Raw genomic sequence first — 17,873 nt, 5'->3', positions numbered from 1 at the left:
GCGTGGCCGGGACCCGGCTGGAGACCCAGGTCGTGGTGGTGGGCGCCGGACCCGTGGGCCTGCTGCTCGCCGGTGAACTGCGGCTCGGCGGCGCCCAGGTCGTCGTACTGGAACGCCGGAGCGAGCCCACCACCGAGTCGCGCGCCTCCACGCTGCACGCCCGCACCATGGAGATCCTCGACAGCCGCGGGCTGCTCCCGGACCTCGGCGACCCGCCGCGCCAACCGCGCGGACACTACGCGGGGATTCCCCTCGACCTGACGCTGCCCGGCCCGTACGCCGGACAGTGGAAGGTCCCGCAGTACGACACCGAACGGCTGCTGGAGCGGTGGGCGCGCGGTCTCGGCGCCGACATCCGGCGCGGCCACGCCGTACGCGCCGTGCGCGCCGGGGCCGCCCCGTACGTGGAGACGGTGGCCGAGGGTCCGGGCGGCGCCCTGCGGGTGCGCGGCGCGTACCTCGTCGCCTGCGACGGGGAGGACAGCACCGTACGCCGGCTGCTGGGCGCCCCCTTCCCCGGGCACGACGCCCGGCGGGAGCTGGTCCGCGCGGACGTCGCCGGCGTCGCCGTACCGGACCGGCGTTTCGAGCGGCTGCCCGACGGCTTCGCGGTGGCGGCCCGCCGTGCGGACGGGGTGACCCGCGTCATGGCGCACGAGTTCGGCACCCGGCCTCGACGGCGCACCGGGGCACCGGAGTTCACGGAGATCGCCGAGGTGTGGAAGCGGGTGACCGGCGAGGACATCAGCGGCGGCACCCCGCTGTGGACGAACGCCTTCGACGACACCAGCCGTCAGCTCGACCGCTACCGGCACGGCCGGGTCCTGTTCGCCGGGGACGCCGCCCACCGCCAGCTGCCCATCGGAGGCCAGGCGCTCAACCTCGGCCTGGCGGACGCCTTCAACCTCGGCTGGAAACTGGCCGCGCACGTCACCGGCCGCGCCCACCCGGACCTGCTCGACACCTACCACCGCGAACGGCACCCGGTGGGCCGGCGCGTCCTGTCCGGCATCCGCGCCCAGGCGCTGCTGCTGCTCGGCGGCCCCGAGGTGCGGCCGGTACGGGAGCTCATGGCCGAACTGATCGCCCTGGAGCCGGTCCGCGCCCACCTCGCCGGGCTCATCAGCGGACTCGACGTCCGGTACGACGTCGGAGGCCCCGCCCATCCTCTGCTGGGGGCACGCCTGCCCCCGCCGGCCCTGGACACCCCGGGCGGCCTCGCGGGCACCACCGAACTGCTCCGCGCCGGCCGGGGCCTGCGGATCGGCGGTCCGCACGGCGGCCCCGGCCCCGGCGCCGACGGACCCGTGCTGGTCCGCCCCGACGGCCACGTCGTACGGGCGGGACCGGAGCGGCCCGGCGACGAGGCGACGGCACGGGCCCGCTGGTTCCCGGCCGGCGTCACCCTCCCCACCCTGGAAGGAACCCCATGCCCCTGATCTCGCCCGACGACGGCCACCTCACCGTCTTCAACCTGTTCGAGACCGACACCCGCGCCCTCCAGGACGACGTCCTCGACGCGATGCGCGACATCATCGACCACGCCGACTACCCGGGCTGGATCTCCTCCACCCTGCACTCCGGCATCGACGCTCCCGGCACCGTCAACTACATCCAGTGGCGCAGCCTCGCCGACCTCGAAGCCCGCTACCAGGGGCAGAGGTTCCAGCGGAAGACCGTTCCCCAGTTCCATAAACTCGCGCGCACCGTACGGCTGTTGAAGACCGAGCTGGAGTTCACCCAGCATCACCCCGGACTGGGTGACACCGTCGAGATCTCGCCCGACCGGGACGACCACACCGTCCTGATCGTCCTCGACACCACCCCGGACCGGCAGAAGGAACTCCTCGAAACCCTCGCGAAGCCCGACGAGTGGATCACCACCGTGCCCGGCTACCGCTCCCACACCTACTTCCGCGGCCTGGACGGCACCTTCGTCGTCAACTACGCGCAGTGGGCGGACAAGGAGGCCTACGACGCCTTCCACCACCTCCCCGAGGAGCAGCGCCCGGCGGACGTGCGCGCCGGGCGGGTCCGCGCCCGCGAACTGGTCACCGGGCGCCAGGCCAACACCTACCGGGTGACCCACTCGCGTTCCGCGACGGGCTGAGGGAGGGGCTGCGATGGACACGGACACGGATACGGATACGGATACGGACATAGAGGCAACGGGCGGCACGGAGGGCACGGGTGTCACCCAGGCCACCGACGTCACGGACGTCATCGTCGTCGGCGCCGGCCCCACCGGACTGCTGCTCGCCGGTGAACTCCGCCTGGGCGGCGCCCGGGTGACCGTCGTCGAACGGCTCGCCGCGCCGACCGGGCAGTCCCGCGGGCTCGGCTTCACCGCCCGCGCCATGGAGGTCTTCGACCAGCGCGGCCTGCTGCCCCGCTTCGGCCGCGGCCCGGTTCCGCCGATCAGCCCGGTGGGCCACTTCGGGGGCGTCCGGTTCGACTACACGGTCCTGGAGGGAGCCCACTTCGGCGCCCGCGACATCCCGCAGTCCGAGACGGAGGCGGTGCTGGAGCAGTGGGCCGCCGAACAGGGGGCGGACATCCGGCGCGGCCGGGAACTGACCGGTCTCACCGTGGACGGCACCGGCGTCGAGGCCGTCCTGCGCACCCCGGACGGCACCGAACGGCTGCGCGCCGCCTACCTGGTGGGCTGCGACGGCGGCCACAGCACCGTACGGGAACTGGCCGGGTTCGGCTTTCCGGGCACCCCCGCCACCCGTCTGATGTACCTCGCCGACGTGGCCGGCCTCGGCCTGCGTCCCCGGCCGCTCGGCGAACGGCTGCCGAACGGCATGGTGATGGCCGCGCCGCTGGGCGACGGCGTCGACCGGATCATTGTCTGCCCGCACGGCGCACCACCGGACGCCCGCAGCGGACCGGCCGGCTTCCCCGAAGTCGCCGCCGCCTGGCGGCACATCACCGGCGAGGACATCGGCGACGGACACGCCACCTGGGTCAGCTCCTTCACCGACGCCACCCGGCAGGCCGACCGCTACCGGCGCGGCCGCGTCCTGCTCGCCGGGGACGCCGCCCACATCCATCTGCCCGCCGGCGGCCAGGGGCTGAGCACCGGGGTGCAGGACGCGGTCAACCTGGGCTGGAAGCTGGCCGCCGTGGCGCGCGGCACCGCACCGGAGTCCCTGCTCGACACCTACCACGACGAACGGCACCCCGTCGGCGCCCGGTTGCTGATGAACACCCGAGCCCAGGGCCTGGTCTTCCTCGGCGGCGCCGACGCGGACCCGCTGCGCGAACTGTTCACCGAACTCCTGGAGTACGACGACGTCAAACGCCATCTGGCGGGCATCGTCAGCGGACTCGACGTCCGCTACCCGGCCGGCCCCGGCCGGCATCCGCTGCTCGGCCGCCGCCTCGGACACCGCGCACTGGTCGGCGGGGCGGGCGACACCAGCACCACCGCACTGCTGCACCCGGCGCGCGGCGTTCTGCTCGACCTGGCCGGCGAACCGGCGGTCCGGGCCGCCGCCGACGGCTTCTCCGACCGGGTCACGGTGGTCACCGCCGTACCCAAACCGGTGGACGGCGCCGACCCGCTGGCCGGCACCCCCGCGCTGCTCGTCCGGCCCGACGGCCACGTCGCCTGGGCGGCGCCCGGCACCGGCGACCCGGCGGCCGGCCTCGGCGACGCGCTGCGGACGTGGTTCGGCCCGCCCCGCCACACCGGTGAACCTTCCCCGACCTCCCCGACCAAGGACACATGATGGCCTCACGCCTGTTCACCTCGGAGTCCGTGACCGAGGGGCATCCCGACAAGATCGCCGACCAGATCAGCGACACGATCCTCGACGCACTCCTCCGGGAGGACCCGGCCTCGCGCGTCGCCGTCGAGACGCTGATCACCACCGGCCTGGTGCACGTCGCCGGCGAGGTCACGACCAAGGCGTACGCGCCGATCGCGCAGCTGGTGCGGGACAAGATCCTCGAAATCGGCTACGACTCCTCCAGGAAGGGCTTCGACGGCGCCTCCTGCGGTGTCACGGTGTCCATCGGTGCGCAGTCCCCGGACATCGCACAGGGCGTCGACACGGCGTACGAGTCCCGGGTCGCGGGCGCCTCCCCCGGGGACGAGGGCGACGAGCTCGACAGGCAGGGCGCGGGCGACCAGGGCCTGATGTTCGGCTACGCCACCGACGAGACCCCGGAGCTGATGCCCCTGCCCATCCGCCTGGCCCACCGCCTCGCCCACCGCCTCACCGGCGTACGCCGCGACGGGGCCGCCCCCTATCTGCGCCCCGACGGCAAGACCCAGGTGACCGTCGAGTACGACGGCGACCGCGCCGTACGCCTGGACACGGTCGTGGTGTCCGCGCAGCACGCGAGCGACATCGACCTGGAGTCCCTGCTCGCCCCGGACATCCGCCGGCTGGTCGTCGAGCCGGAGCTGAAGGCGCTCGCGGAGGACGGCATCAAGCTCGACACCGACGGCTACCGCCTGCTGGTCAACCCGACCGGCCGCTTCGAGATCGGCGGCCCGATGGGTGACGCCGGGCTGACCGGCCGCAAGATCATCATCGACACCTACGGCGGCATGGCCCGCCATGGTGGCGGCGCCTTCTCGGGCAAGGACCCGTCCAAGGTGGACCGCTCGGCCGCGTACGCGATGCGCTGGGTCGCCAAGAACGTGGTGGCGGCGGGCCTGGCCTCCCGCTGCGAGGTCCAGGTCGCGTACGCGATCGGCAAGGCCGAGCCGGTCGGTCTCTTCGTGGAGACCTTCGGCACCGGGACCGTACCGGCGGCGCGTATCCAGGCCGCCGTCACCGAGGTCTTCGACCTGCGTCCGGCCGCCATCATCCGCGACCTCGACCTGCTCCGCCCGATCTACGCCCGGACGGCGGCCTACGGCCACTTCGGCCGTGAACTGCCCGAGTTCACCTGGGAGCGCACCGACCGGGTGGACGCGCTGCGCGCGGCGGCCGGACGGTGAGCGGGCACCGGCGCGTCCTGGTCACCGGCTCCGTGGCCACCGACCACCTCATGGCCCACCCGGGACGCTTCGCCGACCAGCTCGTCGCCGACCGGCTGGACCGCGTCTCGCTGTCCTTCCTCGCGGACACACTGGAGGTCCGCCCCGGCGGAGTCGCCGCCAACATCGCGCTCGGACTCGCCCGGCTGGGGCTCTCGCCGGTGCTCGCCGCGGCCGCCGGGCCCGACTTCGGACCGTACGGCGAGCGGCTGCGGGACGAGGGGGTGGAGACCGGGTCCGTACGCGTCAGCGACACCCTGCACACCGCGCGCTTCGTGTGCACCACGGACACCGAGCAGAACCAGATCGCCACCTTCTACGCCGGGGCGATGGCCGAGGCGCGGCATATCCGGATCGCCGACGTCACCGCCCGCCACGGTCCCTTCGGCATGGCCCTCGTCGGACCGGACGACCCCCGCGCCATGGCCCTGCACACCGAGGCATGCCGCCGGCAGGGCATCCCCTTCGCCGCCGACCCCTCGCAGCAACTGGCCCGGCTGGACCGTACCCGTACCCGGGCCCTGGTCACCGGATCGCGGCTGCTGTTCACCAACGAGTACGAGGCGGGGCTGCTCCAGGAACGCACGGGCTGGACGCACGCGCAGGTGCTGGAGCACACCGGCACCTGGATCGTGACGCGCGGCGCCGACGGCGTCGACCTCACCCGCGCCGGACACCCCCCGCTGCACGTCCCTGCGGTCCCCACCGAGGCCGCGGCCGAACCCACCGGCGTCGGCGACGGCTTCCGGGCCGGCTTCCTCGCCGCCACCGCGTGGGGACGCCCGCCGCTCGGCGCGGCCCGGCTCGGCTGCGCGCTCGCCACCCTCGTACTGGAGACCGTCGGCCCCCAGCAGTACGTGCTCGACCCCGAGGACCTCGGCCGCCGCCTGCGGCACGCCTACGGAATGGCGGCGGCCCGGGAGATCACCCCCTGGCTCGCCCGCCTGGGCGGGGGTGAGCCTGCCGTCCGGGGCGGGGTGTTGCGGGAGGGCGGGGGTGCCCGCGATGGCGGGGGTTCCCGTAATGGTGGGGGCGTCCGCGACGGTGGGGGTTCCCGTAATGGTGGGGGTTCCCGCGACGGTGGGAGTTCCCGCGAGGGCGGGGGCGTCCGCGAGGGTGCCGGCGACGGTGGGGGCAGGCGCGATGGTGAGGGCGCCCGCGACGGCGGGGGCAGGCGCGAGGACGGGGGTTCGCGCGGCGGACGGGGTACGCGTCCCGTCCGGGACGAGGTCCGGCGTGCCGACGGCGGCTCACGTGCCGTGCGCGGCGAGACCTCCGGTCCGGCGCGCCCGGCCGGCCCGGGACACCCCTCACCGGCCGACGGGCCCGTCCACGTTCCCGCCCTCCCGGCCCTGCCCGGTGGCCTGGTGCCCTGGGCCGGGAACATCGGCGCCGCCGGCCCGGGCAGCGGCGACGGCATCGGCCGGCTCGCCGCGACCGGGGGCGAGGGGAGCGGTGTGGCCGATTCCCGTGCGGCCGACGCCCGCCCGGCTGTCCCCCGTGCGGCCGACCTCCGTGCGGACGATCCCCGCCCGGCTGGCCCCCGCCCGGTCGACCTCCGGGCGGCCGACGCTCGCACCACCGGCTGCTGCCCGGCCGATTCCCGTCCGGCAGAAGGCCGCCCGGCCGACCTCCGCCCGTCCCGCCCCCGTGCGGCCGACCTCCGCACGGACGATCCCCGCCCGGCTGGCCCCCGCCCGGTCGACCTCCGGGCGGCCGACGCTCGCACGACCGGCTGCTGCCCGGTCGATTCCCGTCCGGCGGAAGCCCGTCCGGCCGACCTCCGCCCGTCCCGCCCCCGTGCGGTCGACCTCCGCCCGGACGATCCCCGCCCGGCTGGCCGCCGCCCGGTCGACCTCCGGGCGGCCGACGCTCGCACGACCGGCTGCTGCCCGGTCGATTCCCGTCCGGTAGAAGCCCGCCCGGCCGACCTCCGCCCGTCCCGCCCCCGTGCGGCCGACCCCCGCCCGGTCGACCTCCGGGCGGCCGACGCTCGCACCACCGGCTGCTGCCCGGCCGATTCCCGTCCGGCCGACCCTCGTGCGACCAACCTCCGGGCGGCCGATTCCCATCCGGCCGGCCCCCGCCCGGCCAGCCTCCGCACGACCGACCCCCGCCCCGCCGGTGTATCCGTACCGCCGTGGTCCGTCCGGCCGGTCGGGGGTCTGTCGGCTCCGTGGGTGTCCGGTGGGGGAGTGGCGTGAGTGCGGTGGCCGTTGCGGCCGGTCGGGGGCCGGTACCGGCCCCGGTGTCCAGGGGTGTGCGCCGTGTCGAACTGGACGCGGCCGGCACCGTGCTGTCCGCCCTGCTGAGCGAACCCGCGCGCGGGGCGCCACGGGCGACCGTCGTCGCGGTCCACGGCGGTGGGCTGCGCGCGGGCTACTTCGACGGGCAGGCCCACCCCGACGTGTCCCTGCTGACCCTCGGCGCCCGGCTCGGCTGCTCCGTGCTCGCCGTCGACCGCCCCGGCTACGGCCGGTCGGCGGCCGAGCTGCCCGCCGGGCTGCCGCTGGCCGCGCAGTCCGTACTGCTGCGCGCCGCCCTCGACGACTTCACGGCCCGGCACCCGGCCGGCGCGGGCCTGCTCCTGCTCGGCCACTCCTTCGGCGGGAAACTCGTCCTGCGGGCCGCCGCCGACGGACTTCCGGTGCTGGGCCTGGACGTGTCCGGATGCGGTCACCGCCCCGCCGTACCGCTCACCGGACCGCGCGTCCCCCGAGGCCGGACCCGGTACTGGGGACCGCTCAACCTCTACCCACCGGGCACGTTCCGGGCGTGCGCGGCCCTGACAGCGCCGACACCCACCCAGGAGGCGGACGAACTCCCGCACTGGCCGCGGTACTTCGCCCGGATCGCGCCCCGGGTCCGGGTCCCGGTCCGGCTGACCTTCGCCGAGCACGAGCGCCTCTGGCAGCACGGCCCGGAAGACCTGGCCGACCTGGCGGCCCACTTCACCGGGGCCCCACGGGTCCTGGTGGAACGGCAGCCGGCCGCGGGCCACAACATCAGCCTGGGCTGGGCCGCCCGCTCCTACCATCTGCGCGCCCTGGCCTTCCTGGAGGACTGCGTGACCCGTTCCGCACCCCGCTGACCCCGCCGTACCGCCCGCAGACACCCGCCCCCGTCCGAAGGGAACGCCATGTCCACCACCCCCGCCCCGGCCAAGGAACTGTCCGAGGAACTGCAGACGCTGCGCGCCCAGGTGCGGCTGCTCACCGACCGCGCCGAACTGACCGCCCTGGCCGACCGCTACCTCGCCCACCTGGACCACGACCGCGACCGCGACGACTGGCTGGACTCGGTGTTCACCCAGGACGCCCACCTGGTCTTCCCGATGGGGGAGTACCGGGGGACCGCCGGACTCGCCGAGTTCCAGAAACTGGCCCGCACGACCTTCGAGCGCACCCACCACCAGGGCACCAACCACTCCGTCGACGTCGACGGCGACCACGCCCGGATCCGGGCCCACCTCACGGCGGTCCACGTCGCACACGCCGCCGAACCCGGCGTGCACTTCGACATCGGCGGCCACTACGAGGCGGAGGCCGTACGCACACCGGACGGCTGGCGGCTGCGCCGCTTCGTTTTCGACCTCGTCTGGCACGCGGGCAGCGGACCCCTGACCGAGGGCGGCCACTGACCGCCCGGCCCCGCGGCTCGTCGCCGGCCAACCTGCGAAAACCTGACGCGAGTTCACCAAAACCTGACACAGGACCGCCTTGAACAGGCCACCCGCAGCGAAGAGGCTTCAGGTGGGCCCAGTCGGTGCGTCCGGTCCGTTCATCCGGTACTCAGGAGGAAGTTCGTCATGCCCTCAGACACCTCCCGGCTCCCCGCACCCGCCCGCATCCTGCACCTGCTCGCCGGCGGCTGGCTCGCCCAGGCCGTCAGCGCGGTCGCCGAACTGGGCGTCGCCGACGCGCTGGCCGACGGCCCGCGCTCCGTCCAGGACCTGGCCGCCGCCACCGGCACCCACGCGCCCAGCCTCCACCGGCTGCTGCGGACCGCCGCCGACGCCGGTCTCCTCGAAGAACTCGACGACCGCGCCTTCGCCCTGACCGAACTGGGACACGCGCTGCGCGAGGACGCCCCCGGTTCGCTGCGCAACTTCGCCGTCTGGACCGGGCTGCCCGCCGAACGCCACGCCTGGACCGGTCTCGCCGACGCCGTGCGCACCGGCCGTACCGCCTTCCCCGACGTGCACGGCACGTCCGTCTGGGACTACCTCGGCGAACACCCCGACGTCCTCACCGTGTTCGACAAGGCCATGACCGAGGCGTCCCGGGGGATCATCGCCCCCGTCGTGGCGGCCTACGACTTCGGCGCCTTCTCCACCGTGGTCGACGTCGGCGGCGGCCGCGGCGCGCTGCTGTCCGCCGTGCTCGACGCCAACCCGGGAGTGAGCGGAACCCTCTACGACCGGCCCGAGGTGGTGTCCCAGGCGGAGGAGACCCTGCGGGCCGCCGGAGTGCGCGACCGGGTACGGCTGGTGGGCGGCGACTTCTTCGACACCGTGCCCGCCGGCGGCGACGCCTACGTCCTGTCCAACATCATCCACGACTGGGACGACGAACTCTCCCGGCGCATCCTGCGTAACTGCCGTACCGCGCTCGGCGACGACGGACGGGTGCTGCTGGTCGAGGCCGTCCTGCCGGAACGCCCCCGCCCGACCCCCACCGTCTCCCTGATGGACCTCGACATGCTCCTCGTCGCCGGCGGAAAACAGCGCACCGCCGGGGAGTTCGAGGTACTGCTGGAGAAGTCCGGCCTGCGGCTGACACGGATCGTCCCCGGCGGCCACTGCAGCGTGGTGGAGGCCGCGCCGGCCTAGGGGGAGACACCCCCTAGGCCCTGTCGTCACATTCCCGTCTGCCTCGCGACGCCTGGCACGCACTCTCGCCGCACATGACCAGCCCTACGGAATCCCGTGAAAGAGGTACGCGTCAGTCATGCCAGAACGGCTCGCACGCAAGCTGTGGTTCGGCTACGGCCCGGGGTCGGCTCTCGCCGAGGCCGACGAGATCGTCCGCGGAGTGGAGCACGCCGACCGCGCGGGGCTCGACTTCTTCGCGCTGTCCGACCACCCCTACTACGGCAGCCGGCTGGAGGCGTACGCCACCCTGGGACTCCTCCTGGGCCGCACCCGCGCCATCACCGGTGTCGTCACCGTCACCAACCTGCCCACCCGCCCGGTACCGCTGCTGGCCCGCACGCTCGGCACCCTCTCCGCGCTCTCGCGAGGCCGTGTCGTCCTCGGCATCGGGGCCGGCGGCTACTGGGACGACATCGTCAGGTTCGGTGTGCCCCGGCTGGAACCGGCCGCCGCCGTCCGCGCGCTCGAGGAGGCCATCGGCCTGGTCCGGTCGCTGTCCGGCGGCGGCCGACCGGTCACCTTCGAGGGCGAGTTCACCCGGGTGGAGGCGCTCGACCCGGCCCCGGTGCCGGCTCCGCCGGTGTGGACGGGGTCGGTCGGCCCCAAGTCGCTGGCCGTCACCGGCCGCCTGGCCGACGGCTGGATACCCGGCCACGCGGCCGACTGGCAGAGCCCCCGCTACCGCGCCTCGCGACGGATCGTCGAGGAGGCCGCCGTCGCCGCCGGCCGGGACCCGGCGGACATCGCCACGGTCTTCAACCTGCCGGCCCGCGTCACCGACCGGCCCGTCCACGCGCCACGCGACGAGACCGGACGGTGGACGGGCGGCTCGGTCCGGCAGTGGACCGACGAACTCACCGAAGCGGTGCTGGAGCACGGCGCTTCCGGGTTCGTGTTCTTCGCGGCAGGCGACCCGTCCCGCGCGAAGGACCTGGAGCGCTGGACGGGGGAGATCGTCCCGGCCGTACGCGAGGCCGTGGCCAAGGAACAGAGGTAGCGGCACCGCCCACATCAGCACGTCGGCACATGGGCGCCGCGCATATGGGCGCCGCGTACATGAATGGCGCGCACATGGGCGCCGCGCACATGAGTGGCGCGCACATGTGCGCCGCGCACACCAGCACATAGGCACATCAGTACGTCCCAGAAAGGGCCTTGGATGTCCATACGCCGAACCGGTCCCAGCCACCTCCACCGGGCGCCCCTGCGCCCGGCACTCGCGCTGCTCGCGCTGGCGCTCACCGCCACCGCGTGTTCCGGTGACGGCTCCGGTGCCCCGGCCGGGGGCGCGGCGGGCACGCCACGCGAGGGCGGCACGCTGGTGGTCGGCGCCGAGGCCGACCCCGCCTGCCTCGACCCGCAGCAGACCGGGCAGCTGGCCGCCGTGGACATCACCCGCTCCGTGGTCGACAGCCTCACCGACCAGGACCCGAAGACGGGCAAGATCGTGCCGTGGCTCGCCAAGTCCTGGAAGCGGAGCGCCGACGGCCGCGACTTCACCTTCGTCCTGCGCGACGGCGTCACCTTCAGCGACGGCAGGCCCGTCGACTCCCACGCGGTGAAGCTGACCTTCGACAACCTGATCAAGCAGCCCGCCAACGGCGCCCCCGCCTACATCCGCGGTTACCGGGGCACCACCGTCAAGGACGCCCACACCTTCACCATCCGCTTCGACGCCCCCAACGCACAGTTCCTGCAAGCCAGTTCGGGCGTCGGCCTGGGCATCCTGTCACCGGCCACCTTCGAGAAGTCCAACGCCGAGCGCTGCCGGGGCGAGTTCGCCGGCTCCGGTTCGTACGTGCTGGACCACTACACGGCCAACCAGGAAGTGGTCCTGAAACGGCGCAAGGGCTACGCCTGGCCGTCCTCGCTCGACAAGAACCGGGGCGCGGGCCGCCTCGACCGGGTGAAGTTCACCTTCGTCGCCGAGGCGGGCGCCCGTACCAGCGCTCTCAGTTCCGGCCAGGTGCAGGTCGCCAAGAGCGTACAGCCCACCGACCAGGAGCAGTTCAAGGGCAACGGCTTCCACCTGCTCGCCAAGCCCGCCCCCGGACTGGTGCCCCCGCTCTCCCTGAACCACGTCGGCGCCCTCGCCGACGAGAAGGTCCGCAAGGCGCTCCTCGTGGGCATCGACCGCAAGCAGCTGGTCGACACCGTCTTCAACTCCTCGTACAAGCCGGCCACCAGCGTCCTGGCCTCCACCACGCCCTACTACACCGACGACAGCGACAAGCTGCGCCACGACCCGGAGGGCGCCGCCCGGCTGCTGGACGAGGCGGGCTGGAAGAAGGGCAAGGACGGCATCCGGGTCAGGAACGGCAAGCCGCTCACCCTGACCTGGCTGATTCCCGCGCCGCTGCCGCCGGTGGACGAGTACGTCCAGCAGCAGCTGCGCAAGCTGGGCGTGGACGTCAAGCTCAAGGCCGTCCAGCCCGCCGCCTACGTCGAGCAGCAGCAGAAGGGGCGCTTCGACATCACCGCGGTCGCCGTGACCCGCGCCGACCCGGACGTGCTGCGCAACATCTTCTACTCCAAGGGCTCCAACCTCTGGCACCTGCCGGCGAGCGCACTCGACACCTATCTGGAGCAGGAGGCGTCCGCGACCGACGACAAGACCCGCCGCGAGGCCGTCACCAAGGCCACCGACTGGATCCTCGACCACGCGGACACCGTCCCGCTGTACGAGGGCTCCCTGGTGCACGGCGTGTCCGACCGGGTGCACGGCCTGACGCTGGACGCGTCGACCCGGCTGAACCTCCACGACGCGTGGCTCGGGTGAGGCCGGTGCGAGCTTTCCGCGAGTCCGCCGGCGGGCCGGGCGGTGCGTCATGACCGCCGTGCGGTACCTGGCGGGACGGGTGCTGCGCGCGGTGTTCGTCGTCTGGGCGGCGTTCACCCTCGCCTTCGCCGCCCTGCGGCTGCTCCCCGGTGACCCCGTCGCGCTCATGCTGAGCGGGCGCGGCGGGTTCGACACCCTCAGCCCGGCGGACATCGCCCGGGCCAAGGCCGAACTGGGCCTGGACCAGCCGCTGTCGACGCAGTACGGCCATGCGCTCGCCGACGCCCTCCACGGTGACCTCGGCGCGTCGCTGCAGACGGGACAGCCCGTCACCCGCATGATCGCCGACGCGCTGCCGCCGACGCTGGCCCTGGGCGGCACCGCCCTGGTGCTCGCGCTGGCCGCCGGGACCGCGCTGGCGGTCTCCGCCCATCTCGCGGGCTCCCGGGCACTGCGGCAACTGCTGCGCTCCCTGCCGTCGTTCGCCGTCTCGCTGCCGTCGTTCGCGGTGGGCCTCGTCCTGATCCAGCTGCTGTCGGTCCGGTGGCACCTCTTCCCGTCCCTGGGCGGCACCGGAGCGGCCGGACTCGTCCTGCCCGCCCTCACCCTCGCCATCCCCGGAGCGGCGCTGGTCGCGCAGGTGCTCGGCAAGAGCCTGCACACCGTCCTGCGGGAGCCGTACGCCGACACGGTCCGGGCCACCGGCGCCGGCCGCGCCCGGCTCCTCCTCGGGCACGGGCTGCGCAACGCGGCCATCCCGGCGGTGACGGTCGTCGGCCTGCTGGTCGGCTATCTCATCGGCGGCGCGGTCGTGGTGGAGACCGTCTTCTCCCGCCCCGGCATGGGCCGGATCACCCAGGCCGCCGTCTCCACCCAGGACCTGCCCGTCGTCCAGGGCGTGGTCGTCCTGGCGTCGTTCGTCTTCGCCGTGGTGAACCTCGGCGTCGACCTGCTCTATCCCGTACTGGACCCGCGGATCCGGGCGACCGGCCGGCTGGTGACGTCATGACCGGCCACGGCACCGGCACCACGGCCGGCACGGCGTATGCCCCCGAGGCCGATGACACCGTGGCCGGCCCCCGGCTGCGTGCCGCGTGGGACGGCGCGGTCCGGCGCGTGCCGCGTTCGCCCGGCGCGGTCCTGTCCGTGCTGGTGCTCCTGCTGGTGCTGGGGTGGGCGGTCGCGCCCGAGTGGTTCACCCACCGGAGCCCCACGGCCGGGATACCGGCCGAGCGGTTCCGTCCGCCCGGCGGCGCGCACCTCTTCGGCACCGACCAGCTCGGCCGGGACGTGTACGCCCGGGTGGTGCACGGCGCGTCCCTGTCCCTGCGGGCGACCGTCGTCGCCATCGCCGTGGCCCTGGTCGTCGGCACCCTGCTGGGGCTGGCCGCCGGGTTCTTCGGCCGGTGGGCGGACGCGGTGATCATGCGGCTGGTCGAGGTGATGCTCTCGGTGCCCCCGGTCCTGCTCTCGCTGACCATCGTCGCCGCCATCGGTTTCGGCACCGTCCAGGTGGCCGTCGCCGTCGGTGTCACGAGCGTCGCCGGGTTCGCCCGGGTGATGCGGGCCGAGGTGCTGCGGGTGCGTACGGCCGTCTACGTCGAGGCCACGATCCTGCTGGGCTCCCGCTGGTGGCGCGTCCTGTTCCGCTACATCCTGCCCGCCGCCGTCGGCCCCGTACTCGCCCTGGCCGCCCTGGACTTCGGGCTGGTCGTGCTGGCCATCGCCAGTCTCAGCTTCCTCGGCTACGGGGAGCCGCCGCCCGCCCCCGAGTGGGGCGCCCTGGTCGCCGACGGCCGCAACTACCTCGCCACGGCGTGGTGGCTGACGACCCTGCCCAGCCTGATCGTGACCGCCGTCGTCCTCTCCGCCAACCGGCTGTCGAGGATGCTGGAGACCCGAGGAGAACGGCCATGACCTCCGCACCGGCCGGGACGACCCCTCCCGAGACGGTCCCGCAGGACACCCCGGTGCTGCGCATCACGGACCTGCGGGTCGGCTACCGTACGGCCGCCGGAACCCGAACCGCCGTCGACGGCCTCGGACTTGACGCCGCCCCGGGCCGGATCACGGCCGTCGTCGGCGAGTCCGGCTCCGGCAAGAGCACCACCGCGCACGCCGTGATCGGGCTGCTGCCCCCGGGCGGCCGGGTGGAGCACGGCTCCGTCCGCCTCGAAGGCGAGGAACTGACCGGGCTGAGCGAGCGGGCGTGGCGGGACGTACGGGGCCGGCGCATCGGCTTCGTACCCCAGGACCCCGGCGTGGCGCTGGACCCGGTGAAGCCGGTCGGCCGGCAGGTCGTCGAGGTGCTGCGCGTCCACCACCTGGCCACCGGGCGGGGCGCCGCCGAACGGGCCGTGGACCTGCTCGCCGGGGCGGGACTGCCCGACCCCGCCCGGCGGGCCCGGCAGTACCCGCACGAACTGTCCGGCGGTATGCGCCAGCGCGTGCTCATCGCGATGGCGACCGCGGCCCGGCCCCGGCTGCTCGTCGCGGACGAGCCCACCTCCGCGCTGGACGGCACGGTGCAGCGGCAGATCCTGGACCACCTGGAGTCGCTCGCCGCCGGCACCGGTACCGCCGTACTGCTGATCACCCACGACCTGGGCGTGGTCGCCGACCGCGCGCAGCACGTCGTGGTGATGTCCCGGGCGCGGGTCGTGGAGGCCGGGCCGACCCGCGAGGTGCTCGCCGATCCACGGCACCCGTACACGCGCCGGCTGCTCGCCGACGTGCCCCGCCTCGTCCCCCGTACGCGCCCGGCCGCCGGCTCGGCTGCCCGTCCGGCCGTCCGGACGGCACCACCGGCCACGGCCGTATCTGTCACGGCGTCACCGGTCACGGCGTCACCGGTCACGGTGCCACCGGCCTCGGCAACACCCGTACCCGCCCCCACTCCCGCGTCCGGTCCGCCCGCCGATGCCCCGGACCCCGGCGTACTGCTGCGCGTGCGCGGTCTCACGCTCTCCTTCCCGCTGCGCGGCCCCGGTCCCCGGCGCCGGCACCTCGCCGTCGACGGGGTCGGGTTCGACATCCCGCCGGGCCGCACCCTCGGTCTGGTCGGCGAGTCCGGCTCCGGGAAGTCCACCACCGCCCGCCTGGTGCTCGGCCTGGAACGGCCCGAGGCCGGCACCGTGGAGCTGGACGGCGTCGATGTCACGGCGGTACGCGGCGCGGCCCGGCGCCGACTGCACCGCGACATCCAGCTCGTGCACCAGAACCCGTACGCCTCCCTCAACCCCCGTTTCACCGTCGAGGAACTGCTCACCGAGCCCCTGCGCAACCACCGTGTCGGCGACCGCGCGCGGCGCGCCGCGACCGTACGGCGGCTGCTGGACGACGTCGCGCTGCCGGCGGACGCGCTGCGGCGCAAGGCCGCCGAGCTCTCCGGCGGGCAGCGCCAGCGGGTGGCCATCGCCCGCGCCCTCGCCCTCGGCCCGAAACTGCTGGTCTGCGACGAACCGGTCTCGGCGCTCGACGTCACCGTGCAGGCCCGGATCCTGGAACTCCTGACCGGACTCCAGGAACGCCACCGGATGGCCTATCTGTTCATCTCGCACGACCTGGCCGTCGTCGGACAGGTCAGCGACCGCGTCGCCGTCCTGCGCGCAGGGCGGATCGTCGAGGAGGGCGGCACCGACCGGGTCCTGCGCGCGCCCCGGCACCCCTACACCCGCGAGCTGCTGAGCGCCGTACCCGGACGGCACGCCCCGGACGCCCCGAACGCGGAGGACACCTCATGGAGCTAGGCCTCATCACCTTCGGCAGCCTGCTGCCCGACCCGGTCACCGGGACGATCCTCACCCAGCGGGAACGGCTGCGGGACGTCGTCAGGGCGGCGGCCGAGGCGGAACGGCTCGGCTTCTCCTGGTACACCCTCGGAGAGCACCACTTCGGGGAGCGGGACGTGATCCCCTCCCCGGCGCTGGTCCTGGCCGCGATCGCCGAACACACCTCCACCATCCGGCTGGCCACCGGCACCACCCTGGTCGCCAACCGGGACCCGGTCCTCGTCGCCGAGGACTACGCGCTGCTGGACCTGCTGTCCGGCGGCCGTCTCGACATGGTCCTCGGCGGCTCCTTCTTCCCCGAGCCGTACACCGTCTTCGACCAGGCACCCGAGTCCAAGGCGGCCCGCAAGCGCGAGAACACCGAACTGCTGCTGCGGCTGTGGACCGAGGAACGCGTCACCTGGCGGGGCCGGTTCCGCCCGCCCCTGGACGACGTACTGGTGCAGCCGCGCCCCCTGCAGTCCCGGCCGCCGTTCTGGATCAGCGGGGGAGTGGGCTCGGAGTCGGTCGGGCTGGCCGTCGACCACGGGCTGCCCCTGGTGGTCGGTACGACGGCGCGCCGGCCGGACGTCTTCGTCCCGGTGTTCGACTCCTACCGCGCCCTGTGGAAGGAGCGGCGGACGGACCCGCCGGGACGGCTGGGCGCCGCCAGTCATGTGTTCGTCGCCGAGACCTCGCAGGCGGCCCGCGCCCGCTGGGCCCCCTACATCGAGACCTATCTGACGGTACGGAAACCCGGCACCGTGGGACCGCCCGTCCCGCCGGACTTCGACACCTACATCGGCCCCGACGGCCCCGCGATCTGCGGCAGCCCCGCCGAAGTGGTCGACCGGCTCGGGCGGTTGCGGGAGCTGTGGGGCCACGATCTGCATCTGCTCGCCATCGACGTCGGCGGCCTCCCGTACGCCGACGTCCAGGCGGCGACGGAACTGGTCGCCTCCGACGTACTGCCGCAGGTGCGGGCCCCCGGCCGCGACGAGAGGGTGACGAGCGGTGCTTGACGACGACGTCCGTGAACTCGCCCGCGCCCGGACCCTCGGCGTCTTCACCACGCTGATGCCGGACGGCGGACCGCAGACGAGCCTCGTGTGGCCGCACGCCGACGCGGAACACCTGCTCGTCGGCACCCACACCTCGCGGCAGAAGTACCGCAACGTGCTCGCCGACCCCCGCGTCAGCCTCCTCCTGCTCGACTCCGGGAACAGCCGCCGGTACATCGAGATCCGGGCCCGGGTGGTGGACATCGAACCGGGCGAGGCCGCGCTGCGCCTGGCTCGCACCACCTTCGGCAAGTGGACCGGCAGTGAGCGGGTGCGGCGGGCCGAGGGCGAACGGGTGCTGCTGCGGCTGAAACCCGACCGCGTCCACCGCAAGGAGTGACCGCCGGGCGCCCCCGGCCCCCGGCGGCCGCTCCTGAGCCCCGACCCGAGA

At 74.3% G+C, this 17,873-nt stretch carries 14 protein-coding genes and 1 pseudogene; all 15 read left to right on the top strand.

Annotated elements, in window-relative coordinates; genetic code table 11:
* Positions 1-2 precede the first annotated feature (2 nt).
* The 15 genes and pseudogenes from AB0898_RS11690 (at position 3) to AB0898_RS11620 (ending at position 17,822) form a co-directional block, all read left to right on the top strand.
* The gene (locus AB0898_RS11690) at positions 3-1,439 is read left to right on the top strand and encodes an FAD-dependent monooxygenase (RefSeq protein ID WP_366802695.1); all 1,437 of its coding nucleotides are present in this window, start codon (positions 3-5) and stop codon (positions 1,437-1,439) included.
* On the top strand, positions 1,430-2,110 hold the full coding sequence (locus AB0898_RS11685; RefSeq protein WP_366802694.1) for an antibiotic biosynthesis monooxygenase family protein: 681 nt from the start codon (positions 1,430-1,432) through the stop codon (positions 2,108-2,110). Before AB0898_RS11690 ends, AB0898_RS11685 begins: the two co-directional genes overlap by 10 nt.
* A 13-nt stretch (positions 2,111-2,123) precedes the next feature.
* Positions 2,124-3,737 (top strand): FAD-dependent monooxygenase, encoded by a 1,614-nt coding sequence (locus tag AB0898_RS11680; protein WP_366802693.1) that lies wholly within the window; start codon positions 2,124-2,126, stop codon positions 3,735-3,737.
* Complete coding sequence (gene metK / locus AB0898_RS11675; protein ID WP_366802692.1) at positions 3,737-4,960, top strand: methionine adenosyltransferase; 1,224 nt, start codon at positions 3,737-3,739, stop codon at positions 4,958-4,960. Before AB0898_RS11680 ends, metK begins: the two co-directional genes overlap by 1 nt.
* Positions 4,961-5,010: 50 nt before the next feature.
* Positions 5,011-5,946: pseudogene (locus AB0898_RS11670) on the top strand (carbohydrate kinase family protein); the annotation flags it as partial.
* 1,313 nt (positions 5,947-7,259) lie between these two features.
* The gene (locus AB0898_RS11665) at positions 7,260-8,090 is read left to right on the top strand and encodes an alpha/beta fold hydrolase (protein ID WP_366802691.1); all 831 of its coding nucleotides are present in this window, start codon (positions 7,260-7,262) and stop codon (positions 8,088-8,090) included.
* 48 nt (positions 8,091-8,138) lie between these two features.
* Complete coding sequence (locus AB0898_RS11660; RefSeq protein ID WP_366802690.1) at positions 8,139-8,639, top strand: nuclear transport factor 2 family protein; 501 nt, start codon at positions 8,139-8,141, stop codon at positions 8,637-8,639.
* A 168-nt stretch (positions 8,640-8,807) separates the two neighbouring features.
* Positions 8,808-9,830, top strand: coding sequence for a methyltransferase (locus AB0898_RS11655; protein ID WP_366802689.1), 1,023 nt, complete (start codon positions 8,808-8,810; stop codon positions 9,828-9,830).
* Positions 9,831-9,948: 118 nt separating this feature from the next.
* Positions 9,949-10,869, top strand: a complete 921-nt coding sequence (locus AB0898_RS11650) for an LLM class flavin-dependent oxidoreductase (protein ID WP_366802688.1) — start codon at positions 9,949-9,951, stop codon at positions 10,867-10,869.
* 162 nt (positions 10,870-11,031) lie between these two features.
* Positions 11,032-12,651, top strand: a complete 1,620-nt coding sequence (locus AB0898_RS11645) for an ABC transporter substrate-binding protein (protein WP_366802687.1) — start codon at positions 11,032-11,034, stop codon at positions 12,649-12,651.
* Between the two features lie 49 nt (positions 12,652-12,700).
* Complete coding sequence (locus tag AB0898_RS11640; protein ID WP_366802686.1) at positions 12,701-13,660, top strand: ABC transporter permease; 960 nt, start codon at positions 12,701-12,703, stop codon at positions 13,658-13,660.
* A complete protein-coding gene (locus tag AB0898_RS11635) occupies positions 13,657-14,568 on the top strand; it encodes an ABC transporter permease (protein ID WP_366802685.1) in 912 nt (303 codons plus the stop codon). The genes AB0898_RS11640 and AB0898_RS11635 overlap by 4 nt, the downstream gene beginning before the upstream one ends.
* Entirely contained in the window at positions 14,565-16,400 is a 1,836-nt protein-coding gene (locus AB0898_RS11630) for a dipeptide ABC transporter ATP-binding protein (protein WP_366802684.1), read from the top strand. Before AB0898_RS11635 ends, AB0898_RS11630 begins: the two co-directional genes overlap by 4 nt.
* Positions 16,391-17,443: an LLM class flavin-dependent oxidoreductase gene (locus AB0898_RS11625; protein ID WP_366802683.1), complete on the top strand. Its 1,053-nt coding sequence runs from the start codon at positions 16,391-16,393 to the stop codon at positions 17,441-17,443. Before AB0898_RS11630 ends, AB0898_RS11625 begins: the two co-directional genes overlap by 10 nt.
* Positions 17,436-17,822, top strand: a complete 387-nt coding sequence (locus AB0898_RS11620) for a PPOX class F420-dependent oxidoreductase (protein WP_366802682.1) — start codon at positions 17,436-17,438, stop codon at positions 17,820-17,822. The genes AB0898_RS11625 and AB0898_RS11620 overlap by 8 nt, the downstream gene beginning before the upstream one ends.
* Positions 17,823-17,873 lie beyond the last annotated feature (51 nt).

It is taken from the genome of Streptomyces sp. NPDC005435, from assembly GCF_040703155.1.
In the GTDB taxonomy this organism is placed as follows: Bacteria; Actinomycetota; Actinomycetes; order Streptomycetales; family Streptomycetaceae; genus Streptomyces.
This window is presented reverse-complemented; position numbering and strand designations above follow the sequence as displayed.

What these genes read in the sequence shown, in the direction of transcription:
- AB0898_RS11650 (WP_366802688.1), top strand. Translation starts at nt 9,949, where the DNA reads ATGCCAGAACGGCTCGCACGCAAGCTGTGGTTCGGCTACGGCCCGGGG.
- AB0898_RS11630 (WP_366802684.1), top strand. Translation starts at nt 14,565, where the DNA reads ATGACCTCCGCACCGGCCGGGACGACCCCTCCCGAGACGGTCCCGCAG.
- AB0898_RS11635 (WP_366802685.1), top strand. Translation starts at nt 13,657, where the DNA reads ATGACCGGCCACGGCACCGGCACCACGGCCGGCACGGCGTATGCCCCC.
- AB0898_RS11645 (WP_366802687.1), top strand. Translation starts at nt 11,032, where the DNA reads ATGTCCATACGCCGAACCGGTCCCAGCCACCTCCACCGGGCGCCCCTG.
- AB0898_RS11685 (WP_366802694.1), top strand. Translation starts at nt 1,430, where the DNA reads ATGCCCCTGATCTCGCCCGACGACGGCCACCTCACCGTCTTCAACCTG.
- AB0898_RS11680 (WP_366802693.1), top strand. Translation starts at nt 2,124, where the DNA reads ATGGACACGGACACGGATACGGATACGGATACGGACATAGAGGCAACG.
- AB0898_RS11660 (WP_366802690.1), top strand. Translation starts at nt 8,139, where the DNA reads ATGTCCACCACCCCCGCCCCGGCCAAGGAACTGTCCGAGGAACTGCAG.
- metK (WP_366802692.1), top strand. Translation starts at nt 3,737, where the DNA reads ATGGCCTCACGCCTGTTCACCTCGGAGTCCGTGACCGAGGGGCATCCC.
- AB0898_RS11625 (WP_366802683.1), top strand. Translation starts at nt 16,391, where the DNA reads ATGGAGCTAGGCCTCATCACCTTCGGCAGCCTGCTGCCCGACCCGGTC.
- AB0898_RS11655 (WP_366802689.1), top strand. Translation starts at nt 8,808, where the DNA reads ATGCCCTCAGACACCTCCCGGCTCCCCGCACCCGCCCGCATCCTGCAC.
- AB0898_RS11640 (WP_366802686.1), top strand. Translation starts at nt 12,701, where the DNA reads ATGACCGCCGTGCGGTACCTGGCGGGACGGGTGCTGCGCGCGGTGTTC.